This window comes from Paenibacillus alginolyticus DSM 5050 = NBRC 15375, from assembly GCF_000422905.1.
Taxonomy (GTDB): domain Bacteria; phylum Bacillota; class Bacilli; order Paenibacillales; family NBRC-103111; genus Paenibacillus_E; species Paenibacillus_E alginolyticus.
Map to the genome: position 1 here is coordinate 70457 of NZ_AUGY01000012.1, position 24205 is coordinate 94661.

At 54.3% G+C, this 24205-nt stretch carries 17 protein-coding genes; all 17 read left to right on the forward strand.

The genetic code is table 11. From position 1 onward, the window contains the following. Nucleotides 1-15: 15 nt before the first annotated feature. The 17 genes from G519_RS49980 to G519_RS53485 all read left to right on the forward strand — a co-directional run bounded on the left by G519_RS49980 (nt 16) and on the right by G519_RS53485 (nt 24158). On the forward strand, nt 16-186 hold the full coding sequence (locus G519_RS49980; protein WP_154669546.1) for a hypothetical protein: 171 nt from the start codon (nt 16-18) through the stop codon (nt 184-186). Between the two features lie 2 nt (nt 187-188). After that, nucleotides 189-800: a hypothetical protein gene (locus tag G519_RS0106375; RefSeq protein ID WP_051253157.1), complete on the forward strand. Its 612-nt coding sequence runs from the start codon at nt 189-191 to the stop codon at nt 798-800. 44 nt (nt 801-844) lie between these two features. Continuing rightward, nucleotides 845-1966 carry an SAF domain-containing protein gene (locus G519_RS0106380; protein WP_244280034.1) on the forward strand — a complete coding sequence of 374 codons (1122 nt, stop codon included), beginning with the start codon at nt 845-847 and terminating at the stop codon, nt 1964-1966. 11 nt (nt 1967-1977) lie between these two features. Next, nucleotides 1978-2685 carry a hypothetical protein gene (locus tag G519_RS0106385; RefSeq protein ID WP_029193969.1) on the forward strand — a complete coding sequence of 236 codons (708 nt, stop codon included), beginning with the start codon at nt 1978-1980 and terminating at the stop codon, nt 2683-2685. Between the two features lie 14 nt (nt 2686-2699). Beyond that, a complete protein-coding gene (locus G519_RS0106390) occupies nt 2700-3533 on the forward strand; it encodes a hypothetical protein (RefSeq protein WP_036632208.1) in 834 nt (277 codons plus the stop codon). Further along, entirely contained in the window at nt 3530-5392 is a 1863-nt protein-coding gene (locus G519_RS0106395; RefSeq protein ID WP_029193971.1) for a Flp pilus assembly complex ATPase component TadA, read from the forward strand. Before G519_RS0106390 ends, G519_RS0106395 begins: the two co-directional genes overlap by 4 nt. Beyond that, on the forward strand, nt 5389-7458 hold the full coding sequence (locus tag G519_RS0106400) for a hypothetical protein (RefSeq protein WP_029193972.1): 2070 nt from the start codon (nt 5389-5391) through the stop codon (nt 7456-7458). The genes G519_RS0106395 and G519_RS0106400 overlap by 4 nt, the downstream gene beginning before the upstream one ends. A gap of 73 nt (nt 7459-7531) precedes the next feature. Beyond that, complete coding sequence (locus G519_RS0106405; protein WP_029193973.1) at nt 7532-8011, forward strand: hypothetical protein; 480 nt, start codon at nt 7532-7534, stop codon at nt 8009-8011. Between the two features lie 67 nt (nt 8012-8078). After that, nucleotides 8079-8471: a hypothetical protein gene (locus G519_RS0106410; RefSeq protein ID WP_029193974.1), complete on the forward strand. Its 393-nt coding sequence runs from the start codon at nt 8079-8081 to the stop codon at nt 8469-8471. After that, nucleotides 8468-9016 (forward strand): hypothetical protein, encoded by a 549-nt coding sequence (locus G519_RS0106415; protein ID WP_029193975.1) that lies wholly within the window; start codon nt 8468-8470, stop codon nt 9014-9016. The genes G519_RS0106410 and G519_RS0106415 overlap by 4 nt, the downstream gene beginning before the upstream one ends. Further along, the gene (locus G519_RS0106420; RefSeq protein WP_029193976.1) at nt 9003-9986 is read left to right on the forward strand and encodes a hypothetical protein; all 984 of its coding nucleotides are present in this window, start codon (nt 9003-9005) and stop codon (nt 9984-9986) included. Before G519_RS0106415 ends, G519_RS0106420 begins: the two co-directional genes overlap by 14 nt. A gap of 69 nt (nt 9987-10055) precedes the next feature. Next, nucleotides 10056-11027 carry a COG1470 family protein gene (locus tag G519_RS0106425; RefSeq protein ID WP_029193977.1) on the forward strand — a complete coding sequence of 324 codons (972 nt, stop codon included), beginning with the start codon at nt 10056-10058 and terminating at the stop codon, nt 11025-11027. A gap of 126 nt (nt 11028-11153) precedes the next feature. Next, complete coding sequence (locus tag G519_RS0106430; RefSeq protein WP_029193978.1) at nt 11154-12266, forward strand: copper amine oxidase N-terminal domain-containing protein; 1113 nt, start codon at nt 11154-11156, stop codon at nt 12264-12266. Beyond that, nucleotides 12267-16097, forward strand: a complete 3831-nt coding sequence (locus G519_RS42010) for a DUF5704 domain-containing protein (RefSeq protein WP_244280035.1) — start codon at nt 12267-12269, stop codon at nt 16095-16097. A gap of 30 nt (nt 16098-16127) precedes the next feature. Beyond that, complete coding sequence (locus G519_RS42015; RefSeq protein ID WP_051253162.1) at nt 16128-16616, forward strand: hypothetical protein; 489 nt, start codon at nt 16128-16130, stop codon at nt 16614-16616. Nucleotides 16617-16630: 14 nt separating this feature from the next. Beyond that, nucleotides 16631-16897 (forward strand): helix-turn-helix domain-containing protein, encoded by a 267-nt coding sequence (locus G519_RS0106445; RefSeq protein ID WP_029193979.1) that lies wholly within the window; start codon nt 16631-16633, stop codon nt 16895-16897. Nucleotides 16898-16910: 13 nt separating this feature from the next. Further along, the gene (locus G519_RS53485) at nt 16911-24158 is read left to right on the forward strand and encodes an N-6 DNA methylase (RefSeq protein WP_029193980.1); all 7248 of its coding nucleotides are present in this window, start codon (nt 16911-16913) and stop codon (nt 24156-24158) included. The last annotated feature ends 47 nt before the right edge of the window (nt 24159-24205 follow it).

A 24205-nucleotide genomic window follows, 5' to 3' on the forward strand; every position in this document is an offset into this window, starting at 1 on the left:
GGGAGGAGATCATCAATGGACTTTACGAAAGGAAAACGGCGTCAGTATGAACGTCTGATGAAAGAAAAGCCGGGTTTTGCGCGTAGTAGGCCATCTGAGGAGGAAGAAGCACAACTGCGCAAGCAGGCTCAGGAAGCCGAAGGCTTGCACAAGAAACGTGACCGCAAAAAGAACCGGGAGGGCTGACGATGGAACAAGAGAAACGAATGGCCGGTGACTACGAAGTCTATCAAGCGCTGCCCATTGGCAGGGTGGAGGTTGTTTTAGGCATCGACATCACGAATACCGAAAAGTCCTATTTGGTTTGCTACTGCTCGCAGAATAATTTGTTTGGTATCGATCAGTATTACGGTGCAGAAGGATATGCGGATTACCTAGTCGCAATGCAGGAATTTACCAAGCTATTGCAATGGGAAATCGAGAAACTCCAGACCGAGCGCGCTACGATCACGGAGCCGATGCCTCCCATTCAACCCGACCAATGCCTGCCCATCAAAAGTGACGATGATCTCGGCGGCAGAATTGTTGTTACCCGTCTGGATTGGCTACGGCCGGAATTTCGCACGGCAGACCATCAGTTGATTTGGGTAACGGGAGGTTTCGGGGCTTCGGGGAACTCACGTGGGCGGGCGGTCTATGCGGAAACCCTCTATTCCGGCGATGAATACCGCTATAACCGGGAAGACCTGATGGGGTTCCTGAAGCCGGAGCATACGCCCACATGGGCGGCCGAGAAGCTGGCACAACGACAAGCGGAGCAAGCCCCATCAAAGCCGCGTCCGCGAGGCGAAGCGCGTTAAGAGAAGCGCAAGGTATCTTCTATATAAATGAAAGGAGATCGTGAATGATGTCATGGACGTATCGACACCGCAAGACGCTCATCATGGGAGCCATTGCGATCAGCGTGGCGCTTCTGGTAGCAGCGGCCTTGTATATGCTGATGCAGCACACCGACCAGCAGCAAAAGCAGCAACAGATGAAAGAGGAGTATGAGCGGCAGATTCAGCAATTGAAAAAGGAGGAGCAGCAAAACAGCCGAAATGTCTGGACGACTGCAAAAACGATACCGGCAGGCGTCTCGCTCAAAGCGGATGACCTCAAGGCTGTTCCGATGCCCGTCAGTTTGGTTCCGCCGGGCGTAATCACCGACCGGGAAAGCATCATCGGCAAAAACGCCAAGATCGAGCTTGCATCAGGAATGCCGCTACTTTCCTCTTTATTGTACGAAGGACAGCCCATTCCGAAGGATTTGCGCATACAGGAGTTTCAGGTCATTCAGCTTCCCTCTAATCTCAAGCCTAACCAATATATAGACGTTCGCATCGGCTTTCCAACCGGCGAGGACTTTGTTCTTTTATCTAAAAAGAAGGTACAGGAGCTGTCCGGTACGGTTGTGTGGCTGGAACTGAATGAGATGGACATCCTCCAAACTTCCAGCGCAATTATTGATGCGTACTTGCAGGGAGCGCGGCTGTATGCCCTCCCGTACATCGAGCCGGGCTTACAGGAAGCGGCTGTGGTCAACTATCCGGCCAATCAGAAGGTATTGAACCTGATGGCGGTCGATCCCAATCTGCTCGAAACCGCAAAAATCGAACTTGCCCGCGCGCTGCGTCAAACGCTGGATGGCAATTTGAAGGCGGTCAGCGACTCGGACAAACTTCGCGTCACCAGCGGTAGTGTAACCGTGCAGCAGCAGTTGCAAAACGAACGGATGACGACGCGGCAGGGCAATGCCATGAGCGGAACACAGCCAGTAGGCACACCGCAGTCTGGAGAATCAGCAGTTTCGACGAATGGTCCGCAGCCTAGCGTGAGTGATGCTGGTGCAGCAGCTACTCAATCTCCGAAAAATCAACAGACGCCCCCTCCTGCCGTTTCGCCGTCGCTGCCATCGGGTACGCCTCCTGCAACCGAAGCGCCTCCGGCAAGCGAAGATAAGTGGGAAAACATCTTCAATCAATGAGGAGTGCGGATATGAAAAAAATTGTTTTTATCGGCGTAGCGGACAAGACGCATGCTTTGTTGGTGCTTGGCCGCTTGCTTGTGGCGTTGGGGAATAAAGTGCTGTTGGTGGATTCCACAGTCACTCAGTCGATTCGGGGTTATCTGCCGAACGCCTATGCCAATAGCGCCGTTCAGGATTATGAAGGTATGGATGTGGCCTACGGCTATCTCACTCCCGAACAGCTTGAACGAGGCTTGGCACAGGCAGGGACGACACCGGCATTCGACATCATGCTGGTGGACACGGATCATACGGAATTTGTTTTCCACCACAACCTGTCCCAGTTTGATAAGCGGGTGTGGTGCTGGGATGGAAGGCGGTTATCGCTGGAGAAAAACGAGGAGCTGATGCTTCGTCTCGGCTTACAGAACACGGAAGAGCCTGTCTCGTTTTTCGAGTTGCTCTCCCCTGACATACCGGGAAAGTTGGCAGCGTGGCGAGCCGAAAAGCGGTTGCGGCATATCCAGTTGGAGGATACGGTGTTTCGCTTCCCTTTGGACGAACGCGATGCAGCCGTCGATTTGAACAATCAACACCACGGCCGCATCGACCTTCGCGGGCTGACCGGGGCGTTTCGCGAGATGCTGCTGACGATGCTGGAGCAGCTTGGCGATTGCGACCGCAAGACAGCGCGACGAGCCTGGGCAATCGCCCGTAAACGGGTGCGGGTGTGGTAGAAAGGAGAACGTTTATGGGAGCTACCGTTGTATTTTGGAGTCCTGTATCCGGTCAGGCCGGGACAACGACTAATCTACTCGCCGCGGCGACATGCATGGGTTTGGAATACTCGGCGCGATTGCTGTTGCTTGGGCATTTGCTAAGCAGCTACGTCGCTGTCGAACGAGCCTATTATCGACCTGCCGGAAGAGAGGACATGCATACCCCGGACACGGGAATTGATGCGCTCTTGCGTCTGCTGAAAAACCGCAAGCTGGAGCCTGTCATGCTGCGTGACTATGCCCATCCGTTGCTGCGGGATCGCCTGGATATTTTGCCCGGCTCCATCAAGCAAGAGGATATCTTTATCGAAACGGCAAAAGAATGGCTCACACCGCTGCTTGCGGTTGCCCGCCGCGCTTACGATGTAGTGCTGTTGGATGGGGGGAGCGGCAACGGGTCGGCTTGGGACGAAATGCTGCGGCAGCAGGCCGACGTATGGGTCGTCTGCCTGCCGCAAAACCGTCTCCTTCTAGAGCGATTTTTTCAATCGGCAGAAGCAGCGATGCTGCAAGGCCGAAGAACGCTGCTCGTGTTCGGCCAGTACGACCCTTATTCGACGCTCACTTCTAAAAATCTCATGCGTCAATTCCGTATAGGACCGACCGTGTACCCTGTTGCACATAATACAGGCTGGATGGATGCGGCACAGCATGGCGAAGCGAATCCTTTCTGGTTTCGCAACAGGAAGATAGCAAGCGGTCATGAGAACCATCTGTTCGTGCAGCAGGTGCGACGATTGGCGCAGGCTGTGATCGAAAGCGCAGGCGCAAGGCTTTTCGGAGGGAAGGAGGGCGACACGCCATGACAGCTATGCTCAATGCCTTCATCCTGATCGCGCTCTTGTTGCTTACAATCTTCTTCCTTTATTTGCGCCTGAGCCGACGATTGCCGGAACGGACGGACGACACATCGGTATATACGCTAGAAGCGATGACCACTTTCGTAAAAGCAACGCTACACGAGTTAACCAGCAGCAACCTGGCCGACTTCGGTTTGTCGGAGGAAGAATACCGCCGCCGAAAAAGCAAACGGGCGGAGCTGAAAAAGGCGCTGCGGGGCTGCACCTCCGGTGATCTGCGGGACAAGGAATACGTCAAGGAGATCATTGCCGACCTGCTCACGCAACGCTATGAACTGGACGATGCGCATTTGAACCTCCTGCTGCCTTTTCATCAGCCGGAGTCCCTCTCCGCGCAAGACCAGTTTGATATTCTGCTTTACACCTATAAAAAGGAAGCCGGGCTTCATGCGCTCGACCGGCTCGTTCAAACCTATGAATGGGATCGGCAAAGACGAAACGAGGAAGGCCAGCTTGAAACGTACCGGATTACGGCGGGGGATATTCGTAGCGTCTTCACCCGTGAAGCGCCGCGTTTGACGACGGACGATAAGCTCCAGCTTGTCGTCCAGCGGATTTATCAGCATTACAAAGGATTCAGCGTTGTGGACGAGCTGCGCGACATGCGTGTGGACGGCGTATCTGGGGGCGTATCCGGTCTGCCGCCGCTCATGTGGGAGGGCGAATGCTCGCTGGAGGAGGACGCACAGCTTCAGTCGCTGCCCCGTTCGCATGACAGCGTATGGCTGTTTTACAAAGGGAAGTCCATCCACCTGAGCTTCTTGTCCTTCGGCTCCGAGCAGGAACTGCGACGCGTTTGCCAGATCATCTACAAGCACAATTTTCCCGGTCAGTTGTCCGAGGCGAACGGATTTAAGGTCAATGAAATGGCAGACGGCTCCCGCGTCGTCGTGCTGCGCCCCCGATTCAGTGAATCGTGGGCTTTTTTTGTGCGCAAATTCGACGTGCAAAGCGCGACGCTGGAGCAGTTGATTCAGGACGAAGGCGCGGAATTGCCGATTGGCCTCATTCGTTACTTGGTATCGGGTGCGCGGATCACCGCGATTACCGGCGCGCAGGGCAGCGGCAAAACAACGCTGCTTATGGCGATGGTTCGCCATATTCCTGAAGTGCTGCCCATCCGGGTACAGGAAATGAGCTTTGAGCTTCAATTGCGCAAAATTTATCCAGAACGCAACATCGTCAGCCTGCGCGAAACCGAGACGATTTCCGGTCAACAGGGGCTGGACATCCAGAAGAAGACGGACGGCTCTGTCAATATTTTGGGCGAGGTAGCGACCGATCCGGTCGCCGCTTGGATGGTTCAGATGGCACAGGTGGCGTCATTATTCACCTTGTTCACGCACCACGCCAAAACCTTCCGTGACCTTGTACTGTCTTTGCGCAATTCCTTGTTGAAAACAAAGGTGTTTACGAACGAGCGTGTGGCGGAGCAGCAGGTCGTCAGCGTCGTCAACTTCGATATTCACCTCCGCCGCGACCTGGACGGACGGCGCTATATCGAGCGCATTACGGAATGCGTCCCAGTGCCGCAGGAGACGGCGTACCCGGAAGCCTTTCGCGGGAAAATGACAAAGGACGAACGAATGGCAGCCTTTATGGAAACGACGCTCGAATACTTCCGCCGCTCGACGGATCGCCCGCTGTACACCGCCCGAAATCTCGTCGAATGCCGCGACGGTCGTTACGTTGCCGTTCATCCCCTATCCGAGCAAAGTCGCTGCGAGATAGCGGAATACTTGAGAGGCCCCGATCAGGCCGTCTTTGATGCGTTTCTGGCATCCCATTGGGGGGATGAGACATGATTCGGGAATGGCTCTCCCCTCTGCTCGGCATCGCAACTGTGCTCTTTCTTGCCGCTGTCGCGGCCTTCCTGTGGCTGTCCCGGCGTGATTCGGAGGTGGCGGCAGTCCGGCGCTACGAAGCGCTGAGTAAGCCGGGGCAAGCGCCTCGCAAGCAGGCGGTTTACAGCTTCATGCAGCAGCTATACAGCGTTTGCGAGCAGATGCCGGTTTTAAGGATGTACTTGCAGCACCTTCGCAGGCGATTGGTCATCCTGCGGCTCGGGGACGAATGGAAGCTACGGCTTGAGGTGATGAAATCGGCGCTCTTGATGTGGCTTGTCTTGTTTTTGGCCGCGATTCCGCTTGTTTTGGCGGTGCGCGACCCTTACACGCTGGCGATGCTCGGCATTGGTCTTTGGGTCGGCCACGGCATCCTCTCGGATATGGGTGTTTATCGGCTCGAAATGCGGCTGCTGCGACAACTTCGTCTGTTTCTTGGGGATGTGAGACATCATTACCATCGTCACGGGATGGTGGATGAAGCCGTCTATGAATCGGCTGACAGCGCGCCGTATGAAATGGCGCTGCACGGGCAAGAGCTGTACGACATGCTGACGGACAGCGACGCCGAAGATAAACTGGCGCAATATGTGGAGCATGCCCCGAATCGCTATTTGCAGGGCTTTGCGGGATTGTCGTATCTCATCAAAGAGCATGGCGATCAGCAAACGGAAAGCGGCTCGGTCTACCTCAAGGGACTGGAAAAGCTGTCCATCGAACTGAATCTGGAATTGCTGCGTCGCGAGCGTCTCAGTTTCTTATTACAGGGGCTGACCGTTATCGCGCTGCTGCCACTGCTGTTTACCCGTCCGATTGAAGCCTGGGCCAGCCACTTTTTTCCGGCAATGGACACGTTCTACGCCAGCGCTTTCGGTTGGGCCGTCAAACTCTGTCTGCTTGTCGTCGTGTGGCTATGCTACGTGCTGCTGCGCAACCTGTCGGAGCTGGATGCGACCGCAAGGCCCACCAGCCGAAAAAGATGGGAGCAACGGGTCTATGGCTGGCCGTGGATGCGTTGGCTGGCTCACCGGCTGGGGCCGGTTCCCGGCTCGCGTGAAGCGGAACGGATAACCCGGCTGCTCAAGGATACAGCCTCTCCCTTACGTCTCGAATGGTTTTACGTGCAGCGGATCGTGGCCGGCTTCGCAGTCTTTTTGACGGTGCTCGGCTTGTTCGTGTCCTTGCATGCAGCGGAGCGGCATCAGGTGCTGTATGCACCGGTGAAGCCGGGATCACTTTTCGGGCAGTTGTCCCCGGAGGAGGAAACGAAGGCGCGGGAAGCCGCCGCGCTGGATCGCAGGATGCTCGATCAATTAAAGGAGGTGAGGCCGCGAAGCGAAAATAGCGTCATCAGCCTGCTGCGCAAGGACCCGGCTGCACAGGTCAAGGAGGATCAGCTTCGAGAGGCGGCGCGGCGCATCCTGGGCAAGCTGGATAAGCTGAATAAGCCTTTTCTGGCGTGGTGGGAAGCGTTTTTGGCTTTCGCCGCAGCATGGGGTGGGTACACGCTGCCAGTTGGTATTCGACTGTTCCAGCGGCGTATGCGGCAGATGGAAATGAAACACGAGGTGGATCAGTTGCAGGCCGTGATTGCCATGCTCGCCGGGATGGAACGGATGTCGGTTGAACAGCTTCTGCTATGGATGGAGCAGTTCGCGCAGGTCTTCAAGGAGCCACTGCAAGCCTGCCTTCTTCATTTTGAACAGGGTGAGGAGCAGGCGCTTGCGCAGCTCAAAGAAGATGCACCGTTTCTGCCTTTTGTTCGGATCGTGGAAAAGCTGGAAATGGCTTCGCAGCATTTGACGATCCGGCAGGCATTCGACGATCTCGAAGCAGAGCAGGGGTTTGCGCGGGAGCAGCGCAAGCAGGAGTATGAACAGTTAATTGAACAAAAGGCAGGCTGGGGCCGCTGGATCGGGTTTGCCCCCTTGATGGCGCTGATATTCGGGTATTTGGTGATTCCGCTTGTCGTCGTCAGCCTGCATCAGATGACCGTGTACTACGATCAGCTTCAACGCATCCAGTAACCCATACAGACGCTTTCCTTCATCAGCGGGAAGGCGTTTTTTTTATCCCCCTAATCAAAGGAGAGAATTGTACATGTCCAATGCGCAGAAGGCACTTGTCATGGCAGCAGGAATCTTCCTTGCCATCGCACTCATTACACTGGCTGTCGTGCTGTTTATTTCCGCCCAGGATTCGACCAAGGCGGCTCAAAGCAATTTCAGCAATATCCAGACGGAACTTTCACAAACGGCGTTTACGGTGTATGACAATACGACGCTTTCGGGCAGTCAGGTTGTCAACGCGCTTCGCAAGTTCCGCGATCAGGACCAATTTGGCATCCAGATCGTTACCGGCAAAAACCCGACCGGTCAGTGGTACGGCAAGGTTGTCAATACCGGTGTGCCTCTGGATAGCGTCACCTACGGCGCAATCGTCGGAGCCGCACCCGGCCAGATTAGCCAGACCGTAGACGAAGCGGACATCAACTACGTTAATCCAAGCGGCAAGTTCCGCAGCACGCTGGTGCTGGACAGCAGCAATGTCATTCGCGGCATCGTCTTCCGGCAGCAATAAGATCGGATGAGTTTACGAAAGCGTCCGGCCCAGGTTGGACGCTTTCGTCATGAAGGAGGTGTAACGCATGAACTACGCGCCAAGAACGATGCTGGAGATGAGCGCAGCATTGCTCGTTTTCCTCATGGCCGCAGGCAGCGGTCTGATTTTGTTTCAGACCGGTGCCTCACTCAATTCGCTTGCCTATGTAACCGGCCAATCGCAGGATCGCAACTTGCAGCAAATCGTTGTACCGCTCTCGGGCGACGGTTCGGTATCCGGTGCGGAAGTGCTGCAAGCTATCGCTCGCCTAGATGAAGGAGATGCGGAAATGGTGGTAGACGGCGTTCGATTCGCGCCGCCGCTGGAACGGGAGCAGCTTTCGTCCGCAGGCATACGTCTGAAGGGGCGTTATCAGCCCGCCTATGAACGGGACGTTTCCGGTCACTTGCAGCGCCTGACACTAAGGAGCCTGCCATGAACAGTTTGATCAAAATTTTCGCCGTATTGATCGCTGTTCTGCTGCTCTATCTCTACCCGCTCTCTGCCGCCTTTGACCAGCAGGACGATATTTCGGAACTGGTTGCCTTGCGCGCGACGACAGCCTTCGTCGATGCGGTTCGGGACAAAGGCGGCATCACGCCAACGATGTACAACGATTTCATAACCGCGCTTGCGGCGACCGGCAATAGCTTTGACGTTCAGATGGAACATGACAGCAAGAAGTATGTGCCGGTTTACGACGATCCGACACGGCCCGAAACCTTTAAGGGCAACTACGAGGTACAGTACGATGCGTTTTTCAATGCGCAGATCCTGCCGGTGCTGTTCCCCGACAATCGGGCAGCAAAGGATGACCCAAGCCGTCGTTATCGGATGCGCGCGGGTGACAGCTTCTCGGTGATCGTGCGCAATACGAACCGAACGGCAGGCACGCTGCTCTTCGATTTTCTGAATAATACCATCAGCCCGAATGAAAAAATCGTGATTCCGTATGGCGGGGTGGTGCGCAATGAAATGGATTGAATGGGCAATCGTCGGCGCGCTGTTGTTTCTCCCCCTCGCGATAGTCAACCGGAATGAGACAGAAACCCTGCGACGGGCGGTGCTGACGGAGATGAGATACGACGCTGCGCTGGATGCCGCGGTGGACGACGCCGCGAGGTTGCTCGTCATTAACGCAAGCCAGCAGGAGGAAGCGCAATATGCCTCGGCCAAGCATGTCGCGCTGAACAAGGAAGAAGCACTAGCGGCGTTCTACCGGACGCTGGACGCAGGCTTCGGCGCTGGGGATGATCCGTTGTCGCAAGGTGTCCTGCATCGCTACATTCCAGCTATCGTGATCGTCGGGTACGACGGCTTTTACGTCTATTCCGAGCAAGAATGGACGGGGACAGACGGAAAAACTGTCATGAAACCAGCTTGGGGAACGAAGAAGCCTTATGCGTATTCCGATTCGGCGGGTAACAGCCTTTCCTTTACGCTCGACCAGCAGGTACTCGCTTACGATGCGGCCAGCCGAAGCTGGCATGAGGGCTTGCGGCAGGACATCCGGCAGCAAACGACGATTCCGCTTTTGCAGGATGCTGCGCTCTTCGAGCAGGTACGACGAAGCACGATTGTCCGATCGATCCAGGACGAGTTGGCCTACCGGATCAATCGATATAACGAAACGGTCTCTCGAAATGGCCTGTCCTACACGTTCACCCTGCCTCTGATCTCCGATCAGGACTGGCACAATACGGTGGATGATGTGGGCGTTTTGGCTTTTGTACAAGGTATCCCGATGGGAGCAAAGGTGTACAACAACTATGCGCTTGGCGGGAGCCGCATCGTGAAACGTCCAACGATCATCGGGGCCAGGAAAGGCAGTATGAAGGTGTACTACCGCAGTTCCTGCGGTTACACCTACCCGGCCGAAGAAACGTTTGCCAGCGAGCAAGCAGCCGCGCGCAAGGGATATATGCCCCTGCCTTGCCTCGGCTCGGCCTTCTAGCAGGAACGTATGCCTATTCGCTCATGTGAGCGATGGCAAGCGGAATAGAAGCAAAGGAGTTCATCAATCATGTGGATTCGACTGTTGCTGGCGGCAATCGTTTTTTGGATAGCCGCCGGATTTACAAACCCTATGGACGGGCAGCAATTGGTCATCAGTGGGGATTCCGACCGGATCAATCCGGAGTTGGGCGCTTATGTCGAGGATATAGTACCCGGCGATAAGCGAGAGTACAAGGTTCACGTCACGAATCCCACTGATGAGGAAATAACAGCGCTGCTCTATGCGGCCGATGCCATGCCTGCATTGGGCGGCGGTAAGGATTTTACTTTACCGAGCGATCCCGATACCGGTTCGGCTGCATGGTACAGGGCGCCGGATCGCAGTATAACCCTCAAGGCTGGCGAGACGCAAAGCTTTACAATGGAAATGCAGATACCTGAAAGTGTGGAGCCGGGCCAGTACGTGTCCGTCATCGGCGTCTACGATCAAAGTATGAGGGAATCGGCGGCGCGTAAAATCGGGTTGCAGGTCGTCCTCAACTACAAGTTGGACGAAGCGAAGCCTCCTGAGGCTGTCCCGCACGCGGCCGCATATACGCTGGAGAACGGAAAAGCGAGCCTGACGATTTTGCTGGTCAATGAAGGCGATAGCTTGTCCGAACCGGAGATCGAGGTGCGGATCAAGCGGCAGGACGATGCCAGCGAGCTTTTGTTTGAAAGGAAATCAACAGTTGATTCCATTTATGCAGGCACGATCGCACAGTACATGGCGGAGCTAAACAGGCCGCTTTCTCCAGGTTCTTACATGGCGGAAGTGAAGACAACGCTGGGTGACCGCACAGAACAGAAGGAATTCCCTTTTGAAGTAACGGACAGCCGGACTATGCCATCAGGAACCGTGATTCAGGCTACTGGGGACATTTCTCCGCATCATGAAGGTTCATTTGGATTGCGCCCATCCTTCGTCTACGGGGGCTTGCTGCTGATTCTTGTCATCGTCGTTGTAGTTATAAGAAGAAGGGCTTCGCGCACGGAGTGACGAGCGGCTCCTGGTTCCTGCAGAGGACAGACTGCCGGACAGTGGACAGGCAACAGAATCGGCACTATGATGTAGGCAACAGCAAGTTTTTCCAGTTCCGAACATTTTCTTTAGGGAGTGAGGCATTTGAAAAGAAGGTTAGTATCCCTACTCATTATGGCTCTTTTCGGAAGTATATTCAGTTTGACGGCAAGCGCGGCCAGTAAACCGCCAACCTTTGTCAGCGTCGTCATGGACGGCAAAAAAATCTGGTTTCCCGACGAGCAGGCATTTATTGATGAGAACGGGCGAACGCTCGTCCCGGTGCGCTTTGTCGCCGAATCGCTCGGAGCCAAAGTCGGTTGGGAGTCGAAAACGCAGACCGTTCCGATTTCGAGAGACGATCAATCTATCATTCTGACGATTAACCAGAACGTTGTACAGGTAGATGGCGAAGCGGTCACTTTGGATACGAAAGCCATCCTGAGCGGCGGTCGGACATTTGTGCCGCTCCGTTTCGTCAGCGAAGTGTTGGGCGCTATGGTAGATTGGGACGATCCAACAGACACCGTGGTTATCAAGACCAGCGAAGATAGCGCGGCGCAGACCGACCAATGGGGGCGCTCGATTCGCACGACCGACTTACCGAAGAACGCGAGTGATTATCCATACATTCTGGCGGACGTTCCGAATGAGATGTACGAGATGGATTATCCGTTTTCACATCCAACGGATAGTAAGGTTTCATCCGTCCTCTACTCGACCAAGCCGGAATTTAACAAGAAGAACGTGGATATTTGGATGGAAAGACTGAAAGCATTCGGTGCGCTCTGGCTGAACGTGGATTACAACACGATTGATGATGCGTGGGCGCAGGCGGTTTTTGCAACCAAAATGCAAAATTCCTATGCCGAAATGAAATATATTCGCCGCTACGTAGAATGGGTCAAAGAGAACCATATCCAGATTGAGGGCTATCTTGATCCCGAGCCGTCTATGATTTATAAAGACGGGTTCGGCAACAACTTTGTGCGATCCAAGTTCAGGATTAAATTCGTCTCGTACAAAGCAAGCAATGACTTGCTCTACGATGAATGGTTCCCGAAAAAACAAACGTTTGAGAAAGGTGTTTGGTACGAAGGTTACACGGATATTTCTCTATCCACTAATGTAGGCGGAGATTGGGGAAGTACGTTGAAGGTCGATCCGAATGCGAGTTTGTTCCGCAATCATACCATTAGAAAGGCGGACTCGAACTAGATGAGCAAACCTAAATTCATACGAATCACGTTGAGCGTGCTGCTAGCATGCTCTTTTTTATTGTCGTGTTTTCCGTTTCTTACGAATGCCGCTACGCCGGCTGTTCGCGTAGATGAGGGTAAGATCAAATTTGAAATCACTAGCACGGCAGCAACCTCGTCCATCCGCTACAGAACGGTAGGTTGGACGGTGCGTCGTGACCAACTCTGCACGAATACATCATCCAAACAGTGCGGTGACCCACGTAACGGCAGTCATGCCTCTTTTGTCAATCAACAGGTGCGTCAAGTCGCACAAAATCCGAATCCTCCCGTTCCCGGAGAGCCAGTCACGACCTACTACGAAGTTAGTGAAGATTTAGTGACGGACGGCATGTGGCAAGCAGGCATGGGCGACATCAAGGACAATGACAATTTGTACCTGTATGCGATCATGGTATCCATCGACGGCAACGGGAATGTGCGCAAAGGCCCATTTTACACGCTGAACGAAATCAAGAACGCTGAACCCTGGGCGCACCCGGATGATCTCGATGATTACTTCGGGATTCACGTCCCCTATCGAAGCGCCAATTTTCCTGTTGATGTCGTTGCGAAAACGGTAAGTGGAGAGGTCATTCAGCAGTCGGAGGTCACATTCCATAAGGGCGACTACAAAGTCGGCGAAACGATCAACCACGAGTTTCCCGCGACGATTGAGGATAACGGGAAAACGTACAGTATTGTCCGCTCCTATTTATCGCCAAAGAAGGACTTATCGCAGAAAAATTGGTTGCAGGAAAATCCCGATACGAACCCGAAGGTGCGAACGCGAAGCTTTACGGTCGCGCTCGGGGGAACGGATGCGATTGCCGAATACGCTGAAAATAACTCGGTGAAGGCGATCTATCAGAAGGAAGATGGTACGAAACTCAAGGAAGTCGATAAAGGCGTCTACGAGACGGGAGATGAAGCGAACCATACTTTCGAACCGCAACTTACTTCGGGTGGCCAGACGTATGAAATCATCCGGTCCTATATAACAAACAACAATAAGCCGGACGAGAAGCTGTTCATACAGGAAAAAGGAGACGCGAAGCTACGGGAGCGCTCTATCCAGGTCGGCTCAGGCGGCTCCAACTTCGTCGGCATCTATAAAATCCCCTCCCCGATCACGGTGACATCCCGTATCGACGCGCCAGACAACGTCGATGCTTCGATTACGACAGTGAGTGGGGATTTTATATTTGAGGCAATGTCGTCAACGCCGCTCAAGTCGTATGAGATCACCAAAATAGAGAACGCAACATTCGTTACGCCGAGCGACAAGTCTGGCTCGCTCAGCGGACTGACGGCGAGTAAAACACTACCGATCAAAATCCCGTTCAGCTCTGGCTCTAGTGTAACCGTCAAAATTACCGTCGTCGTGAAAGATGCGAACGGTAACAGCGGGGATTCCACGTCGGATCATACGATACACAAAGGCGACAGTGGCGGCGGTGCTTCGCAACCCGGCACGAGCCAGCAAGCCGAAGCGATGGACGCAGGCGCTTCCGCCGTCATCAAAGCAGATACGCGCGGCGCGGAAAAATTCGATGTGCTGCAAGGCATTCCGACTTCGGAGAGCCTGTACGCGGATGTATTAGCCAAATCGTACTTGTACCGCAACGCATTCACGGAAACGAAGGGCACGAAGCAATACCCCATTCAGGTAAGCAAAACATATACCCTTACGTGGACGGAACCACAACCTGGCCCACCGGATGACAAAGGCAATTCGACTACGATCTATGTTCCGCGTTCCGCGACGCAGACGGTCACGAAGGATTATACGATTGAACGCAAGTACAGCTTCTGGACGATTCAAAATCTCGAAGTGTACGGTCTGCAAAAGGCGACGGTCGCCAATTACGCGTTGCCTTCTGGAACGGTAACGCTCCAGCCGAGCGGTTATTCGCCTCCAGCGGTATCCGCCGCGCATGATGCAACGCTTAGCGCACATGTGACCGACCCGGTTTATTCGAACGTGACGCTCTCCGGTCAGACCGTATCCGGCGGCTCCAGCCGCCCTTCCATTCCGAACGAGGATTGGAAGTCCAATGCGGAAAACGCCATCGGCAAAATCAAGGTGAAAAACGATTCGCTGGTGTTTAACGGCAGTACGGTGATGGATAATCGGATAGTCGAGGAAACGGCTCCAGCGCCCGGAACGATTCCAGCTCCTACCGTGATCGGTCAGAATGTGCTGTACGGCTCGGGATATGTCATTGACGCTGGAAAAACGAATAAAGCCAGTCAATCCAGCACAGGCATGATCTATTATACGCTCATTAAAGGCATTGGCGGCGGTGACAACAAAAGCTACCCGATCAATGGCATCAACCCGGTGACGGTGCATACACCCGTTGTCAATCAGGCATCCGTATCCGACGATCAGGCGCATAACCAGAAGACAACGCCGACAGCCGGACGAGCCGCGCTTATTTTGGATAGACCGTTCACTGTTACCATTCCAACCAGCGGCGCACACAAGGACATCAAGGGCTACGGCAACCGGGACTATGCTAAATATGTGCGAGACAAGCAGGTGCGGTTCCCGTTCGATGTTTATAAGGCCGACCATGCAACCTTGATTCCGAAGGACACTTGGACTTCGATTCCTGTCGGCCAGCTAACGACCACCTTTTACATGCCCGTTTGGGTGGACGAGGGAAACTATGATGTGTTGTTCCGCACGTTTGCCGAAAACAGTCCGGCTTCATTCACATCACAACCTAACGCCAATCTCGAGCTTTCAAACCATGTGGCAACGCAGGTAGTGCCGGTCGAGGTTATAGGCCGGCTGTTCGACTTCCGTATTACCGATATTGCCGATTTCAATTGGGAAACGGTGTTCCGAACGGCGAAAGGAAGCGCTGCGCCGACCGGAAATAGCTATTGGGTTGGTACAAAAGGGATCGACGGCGCGGCGCGCGGCAATACGGCCCCTTACGTGCTGCCGATCCGGCCGGGCAGTCACCCGGAGAGCGGAAAGAAAAACGTCGCTGTCAAAACTGGCTATCACTTCAAATTTGAGGTCAAAACGCTCGGCAACATGTTCAGCGCGGGCGACGGGATTAAAATCACGCCTACCTTTTACTTCGTTGACAAGCAGGGCAAAAACCGACAACAGGTGGACTTGTACTATCATTCGGGAACCAAGCGGTTTATTCGGATCGGCTCCACGGAAGACACCGAGCAGCGGCTGGTGACGCTGGATACCCGTCTGCGCAATGTGTCGCAGCAGGAGCTAACCAATACTGCCAGTTCACTTTGGAGGGTGAATGGTTCTTCTGGCAGTCAGACATCGTATGTACAGCAGTATTTGAAGAAAACGGCGCAAAAGCGGATTTACGTCGGCGGCTACGACGGAATGTTACTTCCTTCGCAGCTTCGGACGTTTATCGGCAGTATGCAGGTGCCGTCCGGCATTGATACTGCACGAGCTAATGCCTCGGTGCAGCGCTGGTTTGGCGAGTATAGCCTTCCCGCTGCTCCCTATGCAGTGCCAGCAGGCATGAATCTGGCCGAGTACGGACGTACCCACCGGCTGGACGACAATGCGCCGATCTTCCTGCGTGACGGCTATATTGTAGTCAATTTTAACATCGAAACCATTCGCAATAAGGACATCGCTCACCCGCATTTGCAGTATAAAAATGCGCCGCTGGACAACCAGTGGCATATGGAAGGTTTTCAGCGCAGTTTTGTCGATCCTTACGGGAGGATGTTCTCTTTGCTAGACGGGGACGTTGTGTTTTATCACGCCGACTTGTCCAGCTACGACGATTTTGGTACGGGCGGCACCCATTAAAAACAGCATACCGTTTGGGAGGAAAAGAGCATGATTGAGAAGCTGAAGATTGCCACATCTGAGGATGAGGCTTATTTTTATTCCGCCTCCATCGAGAAGGATACGGAGCGCGGTTGTATTGGGCATGTGCGCGGTGATTTTGGCAAAGATGGGGAGGCATTCTGGGCGACTTGGTTCGAACACATCTCTTCGTTGAAAACTCCTGATTTTCGGGAGGAGCTTGGAGCGGTCATTCAAGCGTTGACGGAACAGGGGCTGCTTCAAAACCGCAGTGGCATGCACGATTTTTGTATAAAACATCCAGAGGCCCGTCTACCAAGCGCGCGGCACAGCGATGTCTATGGCTTTTGTTTACAGACGGCAAAACATCGTTACTATCTGCGATGCTTTCCGCGTGCCGGCGACTATAACTTTTATTTATATTGCTTCACTCGGCCGGAGCGCATGAATGAATTGTCGTCGCCCCTCCATTCCCCTTCATCGGCACCACTAAAGCAGAAGTCTGAACTGGAACGATAGGAGGATGCACTTCTATGAATGATCTTGCCCGTTACCGGTTGCTGACCGGAGCATCTATTCCCCCTGCAGCGAAGCTGCTGTACAGCTATTTATTGGATCGTGCAGGCGGGCGAAACGGCGCGGTACTGCTTTCGTCCACGCGACTTGCGTCAGAGGTGGGTCTTTCCACTTCTGCTGTGCGTCGCAACCTGCATCGGCTTCAGCAAAATGGACTTATTCGGCTCACGCCAAGATATTCCGAGGAAGGCATTCGTCTGACGAACCAAATTACCTTCGTATGAGGAGGTGCGACCGGTGACAGCAAAGTTACAGCGAATCGCCGAGCTTGCCGCGAGTACGGCCCACGCGGTTTCGGATCATCCCGAGCGCTGGGCCGATTTTTTACGGTCGGCAGCGTGGAACTATAAGTATCCGTTTCAGGATCAACTTTTGATCTACGCGCAGCGTCCCGATGCTACAGCCTGTGCTTCAATTGAAATATGGAACAAGCGGTTGAACCGATGGGTAAAGCGCGGCGCAAAAGGCATCGCGCTGATCGAGGATCGGGGCAGTCAGTTGGGGCTGCGTCATGTCTTCGATGTGTCGGACACGCAGAGCCGAAGCCGACAGCCCTTTCCCCTATGGCGCATGGAGGAGCCGGATACGGAGGCCGTCATCGAAACGCTGGAAAATGCGTTTGGCAGTGAACCGGGGCCGGGGATGGAACTGGTTGAAGTGTTGTTGACCGCTGCCCGAAACGCGGTGGAGGATCACAGCGCCGATTACGTGCGGATGCTGGTAGCCGAGCGCGACAACAGCTTACTGGAAGAACTGGATGAGCCGCATGTGGAACTGTTGTTCAGAGAAGCCGCTCAATACGCGGTCGCCTTTATGGCGCTGACACGCTGCGGATTGGAACCCTCCCATTACATCAGTGTTGACGATCTTTCCGGCGTCGGTTATTTCAATACACTCCCTGCACTGTCACATTTGGGCGCGGCGATCAGCGACGTGGCTGAAACGATGCTGCGCGAGATTGAATCCACCGTTCGGGCGATGCACCGCGACGAGCAGCGAAAAAAAGGGCGTCAGGCGAGCCGTACCGTTGCAAGGCCAGAATCCTTGCCGCACAATGAAGCTAAAACACGCGAAAGGATGATGGAGCATGGAACTGACCTACACGCCGAGCGGGGATTACCTGCTGCCCGACCTGACGCTGACCGAACCGATGAGCATCGGGAAATATGGGATGTTGCGCAAGACGTTTCTCAAGGAGGAGCGGAAGGGAACCTACGCTCACCTGATGCTGTCGGAGCAACTGACCCGGCATCTGGCGGACATCGACCGGACAGCGCGGGAGCAGATCGACCTGACGATGCAGGAACTGATCCGGCAGCATCCGGCCCCGGACAAGGCGACCGACCCGATGGGCTGGACGAGTCACATGAACAGCCTGAAACAACAGGCCGAGGAACTGATTCTCACGGAACTGATCTATCACTAAAATGGTACGACCGGGAAACGGAGGACAGAAGTCTTCCGTTTTTTCATGACCAAGCGATCATCAACGATATGCTTCGCGCCGCGCCGCTTTCCGAGAGCAAGGCGGCTATCGAAGCCTTTTTCGACGTGCATAAGGAAGATCGGGAACGAACGCTGTATATACGCAGTCTGTTCCCTCCGGGAATGACGGAGTTAACACTAGATGATGACATAAAGGTCGGTTTTGAGCCGTACCGCAACGTACTGCATCTTTGGACGGGATCGACAGAGCATCGGACGGCGCAGAGCTTTTACGATTGGTCGGTTATTGCCGGACATTTTTCCAGCATGATTCTCCTTAACGAGTTTGATCCTGCTCATAAATCGGTGCCTTCTATTCAGCAGCAGACATTATGGATGAAACAAGCGGAGGACGAAAAAGCCTCCGCTTTTTCACTTCCTCAAGCGGCCATCGACGCTGTTCTGCAAGGTGGAAGTGGTTTTGAGAACGGAAAGCTTCGCATCGCGCTATTTTTTCAACAGTCGTTATCGACGCAGGAGAACGCTGATTTTCTGAAACGGGAATATGGCACTGGCGGACGCCTCCCTGCCCTGATCGGCACCGATATTCATGAAAATCACGATAGTAAGGGAATTACGCTGACACGCGGTTCCATTATGAACCCGGATGTTCGGGTCGTGCTGCCGTGGATCAAGGTGCAAAAGCGCATTGGCGAGCTGCTGGCAGCGGGCCGCTATCTGAACCGCCAGGAAGAAGAACGGTTGCCTGCCTATGCCGAGCAGCAGGAGGAGCAGCGCAGGCAGCGCGCGGCGGAAAAGACGGAACACAATCTGCCGCTATCGGAATTGCAGCCGGATGAATCACAGCAAATGCCCAACCGGGCTCGGGCGCGCTATGGGTATACGGAGGGCAGCAAAGTCTTTATCGGTGCGGACGAGTACGAAATTGCGCAGCTGGAGTCGCGAAAGGTTGTGCTGCAGGACGTTCAATTTCCGTTATTCATGCAGGAAATGAATCGTCGGGATTTCGAGCGCATGCTGCGCGAGGACCCGCTGAACGATCATCTGATTTCCGGCCAGCAGGAATCGGATTCGGAACACGAGGAAAGGGATACGGAACTGGTGGACGAACCGGAGCAAGCGGTACAACCGGCACAACCGGCACATGATGAGGGGGACAGGATATCTCCCGTTGCTCCTTCCGCTGCCACGCCCGAGATCGAGATCCGGCGTGAATCGACTCCGGTTAGCAACTACCGGATCATGGACAACGAACTGGGACATGGCGGCGCAAAAACCAAGTACAAATGGAACGTGGAAGCGATCCGGCTGCTGGGGCAACTGGAGAAGGATAACCGTCAGGCGGCTGCGGACGAGCAGGCCGTGCTTGCCCGCTATGTGGGCTGGGGCGGGATTCCCCAAGCATTTGATGATGGGAATTCGCAATGGGAAACCGAATATGCGGAGCTGCGAGATTTGCTGGACCCGGAGGAGTATGCATCCGCCCGCGCCTCCACGCTGAATGCCCATTATACATCTCCGACCGTCATCAAGGCGATGTACGAATGCCTGGAGAGGATGGGCTTTCGCAGCGGTAATATTTTGGAGCCGTCTTGCGGCATCGGCAACTTTTTCGGTCTATTGCCGGAGTCATTTCAGGACGCTCGGCTGTTTGGCGTGGAGTTGGACAGCATCACCGGGCGCATCGCGCGGCAGCTTTACCCGCAAGTATCGATTGCTGTCAGCGGCTACGAGCAGACCAGCTTGCCGGACAGCTTTTTTGACCTCGCGATCGGTAACGTCCCGTTCGGCAGCTACGGCGTGGCCGACAAAAAATACGACAAGCACAAGTTTCTGATTCACGACTATTTTTTTGCGAAGACGCTGGATAAGGTTCGTCCAGGCGGAATTGTCGCCTTCATTACGTCGAAAGGGACGATGGACAAACAAAACCCAACCGTCCGTAAATACATCGCGGAAAGGGCCGTGCTGCTCGGCGCGGTGCGTCTGCCTAACAATGCGTTCCTGGCGAATGCCGGAACCGAAGTGACCGCCGACATTTTGTTTTTGCAAAAACGGGACCGCATGGTGGCTGTCAGCGAGCAAACCGAGGAATGGCTTTCGCTCGGCGTTACGGCAGAGGATGTGCCGGTGAATAGCTACTTTGCAGCCCGCCCCGAAATGGTGCTTGGTACGATGGCCTACGATGACCGGATGTACGGCAATCAACAGGAAACGACCTGCCGGCCCTACCCGGAAGCTCCTTTGGACGAGCTGTTGCGTGAGGCACTGGCGAACATCCATGCGGAGTGGGTCGAGTTGGAACGGGAGGAACAGCCGGAGGAGGAAGAGGTCTCCCTGCCTGCCGACCCGTCCGTTCGTAATTTCAGCTTTGCGCTGGTCGAGGGACGCATCTATTTTCGGGAAAACAGCCGGATGCGGCCGGTTGAAACATCAGCAACTGCGGCGGGTCGTATCAAGGGCATGATTCAGCTTCGGGACACGGTGCGCGAACTGATCGAATACCAGACCGAGGATTACAGCAACGAAGCGATAAGGGAGCAGCAGCGCAAGCTGGATACGCAATATGAACGGTTCACAGCGCAATACGACCTGATTAACAGTCGCGCCAATAGCCTTGCCTTTTCGGATGACAGCTCGTACTTCCTTCTCTGTTCGTTGGAAGTCATAGATGAGGAAGGACGGTTGCTGCGTAAGGCGGATATGTTCACGAAGCGTACCATTCGGCAACGAGCCAATATCAAACAGGTGGATACGGCTTCGGAGGCGCTGGCGGTTTCCATCGGTACGAAAGCTCGCGTCGATCTGCCGTATATGGCAGAACTGACCGGACTCACGCAGGAACAGCTTGTGCAGGAGCTTCGCGGCGTGATCTTCCCGAATCCTGAAAATCTGGACGAAGAAGGACAACCGAACTACGAAACAGCGGATGCGTATTTATCGGGCAATGTGCGTGAAAAGCTGCGCGCTGCCAAACAGTTTGCGGCCTATGACACCGAGCGGTACGCTGAAAATGTTAGAGCGCTGGAAGCCGTGCAGCCGAAGGACTTGGACGCTTCCGAGATTGATGTGCGACTGGGCGCAACCTGGCTGCCGCCGGAAGTCATTCGGGCATTCATTTTCGAACTGGTGGATACGCCGTATATGTACCAAACCTCCATCAATGTGATGTATTCTGGCTACACAGCAGCCTGGAACGTCAAAGGCAAAAGCGATGATCGCAGTAACAATATTAAGGCTAATGTCACCTACGGTACGAATCGCATCAATGCGTACAAAATTCTCGAAGACACGCTGAATCTGCGGGATGTAAGAATTTTCGATACGGCCGTTGAGAACGGTGTGGAAAAGCGGGTGCTGAACAAGCAGGAAACGGCTATCGCACAGCAAAAGCAGGAAGCCATGAAGGAAGCGTTTCGAGACTGGATATGGCAAGATCCGCAGCGCCGGGAGCAGCTCACGCGACTGTACAATGATCGGTTCAATTCCATCCGTCCGCGCGAATATGATGGAAGTCATATCCGCTTCACAGGGATGAATCCGGAAATCCGGTTGCGGCAGCATCAGGTCAATGCGGTTGCCCGCACGCTCTACGGCGGCAATTCCCTGTTCGCCCATTGCGTCGGCGCGGGCAAAACCTTTGCAATGACCGCCGCGGCTATGGAAAGCAAGCATTTGGGCCTGTGTAACAAAAGCATGCTGGTTGTTCCTAATCATCTGACCGAGCAATGGGCGGCGGAATTTTTGATGCTCTATCCGTCCGCGAACGTGCTGGTCGCCACCAAGAAGGATTTTGAAACGAAGAACCGGAAGACGTTCTGCGCACGGATTGCCACCGGTGATTACGACGCGATCATCATCGGCCACTCGCAATTTGAAAAAATTCCGATCTCGGCGGAGCGCCAGCGGCAGCAGCTTTACGAACAAATATCCGAGATCACCAGCGGCATCCGCGAGCTAAAGGAAGCCAAGGGCGAGCGGTACGCCATCAAGCAGCTTGAGCGGACAAAGAAGACGCTGCAGGTCAAGCTGGAGAAGCTGAGCGACGCGAGCCGTAAGGATGATGTGGTCACCTTTGAGGAACTCGGCATCGATCGATTGTTCGTCGACGAAGCAGACTCGTATAAAAATCTGTTTCTTTATACGAAAATGCGCAACGTCGCCGGGCTGTCGCAAACCGAAGCGCAAAAGTCATCGGACATGTTTGCCAAGTGCCGCTATTTGGATGAATTGACCGAAGGACGGGGCATTATTTTTGCCACGGGTACGCCGATCTCCAACTCCATCACGGAGATGTACACGATGCAACGCTACTTGCAATACGAGCGGCTCCGCGGGCAAGGCTTGCAGCACTTTGATTCGTGGGCTTCGACATTTGGCGAAACAGTTACCGCCATCGAATTGGCACCGGAAGGAACGGGCTATCGCGCGAAAACGCGGTTTGCCCGTTTTTATAATTTGCCGGAGCTAATGAACGTCTTTAAGGAAGTGGCGGACATTCAGACGGCGGATATGCTCCAGCTTCCGGTTCCCAAAGCCCACTTCCACAACGTCGCTGTGCCACCGAGCGATTTTCAGCGTGAGATGGTCGCGGATCTCGCCAGCCGCGCCGAACAGGTGCGAGCGAAGCGAGTAGAGCCGCATGAAGACAACATGCTCAAGATCACCAACGACGGACGCAAGCTGGCCCTCGATCAGCGGCTTGCAAATGCCATGCTACCCGATGACGAAGGCAGTAAAGTAAGCGCCTGCGCGGATAACGTCTTTCGGCAATGGGCCGACAGTCGGGAGCAGCGGCTCGCGCAGCTGGTCTTTTGCGACCTTTCCATTCCAAAGCAGGACGGAACCTTTAATGTGTACGACGAGCTGCGGCGAAAACTGACGGAGAAAGGCATTCCGGTTGAGGAGATCGCCTTCATTCACGACGCCAACACGGAGATAAAGAAAAAGGAACTGTTTGCGAAAGTACGAACGGGGCAGATTCGGGTGCTGCTTGGATCGACCTTCAAGATGGGCGCAGGGACGAACGTACAAACCAAACTAAGTGCGCTGCACGACCTCGATTGTCCATGGCGACCACGCGACCTGGAGCAGCGCAGCGGGCGGATTATTCGGCAAGGCAACCAGAACAGCGAGGTTCACATCTTCCGCTATGTCACAGAGAACACGTTTGACGCTTACCTTTATCAAACGCTGGAAAACAAGCAGCGGTTTATCTCGCAGATCATGACCAGCAAGTCGCCGGTTCGGTCTGCCGAGGACATTGATGAGACGGCTTTGTCCTATGCCGAAGTTAAAGCGCTTGCGACTGGAAATCCGTACATCAAGGAAAAAATGGATCTCGACATCCAGGTATCGAAGCTCAAGCTGCTCAAGGCGAATCATTTAAGCCAGCGTTATGCGCTGGAGGACCGGCTACTCAAAATGCTGCCGCAGCAAATCAAGTCTACGGAGGAACGCATTGCCGGGTATGAGCAGGACGTGGCTTTGTTCATACGCGCCCAAGTGTCGGAGAAGGGTAGCACTGATGAGACCCGTTTTCCCGGCATGACGATCAAGGATTATTCTTACTCGGAACGCGCTGCTGCGGGCGCAGCTTTGTTGGACGCCTGCAAGGGTATGACCTCGCCCGATCCGCAGGAGATGGGCAGCTATCTCGGTTTTTCCATATGGCTTTCATTTGACAGCTTCACGAAGGAGTACAAGGCGACACTACGCGGCGCATTGGGCCATACGGTTACGCTTGGGCCGGATACAGGTGGCAATATCATGCGAATAAATAATACATTGTCGGATTTGCCGAATAAGCTTGTCTATTACCGTGACCAACTCGCAACACTCATGAAACAAATGGTGACGGCGAAGGAGCAGATCGAAGCTCCGTTCAAGCAAGAGCAGGAGCTGCAAACCAAATCTGCTCGGCTTGCAGAATTGAATGCGCTGCTTAACATGGACAAACGGGAAAACGAGGCCGTGGACAGCGTGTCGGATGAAGAACCTGAGCTGCCGGAGCGAAAGGCTGTCAATCATGAACGCTAACCAGGCGGATAGGTTCGCGTCTTCCCGGCAACGATGGAATCATCATA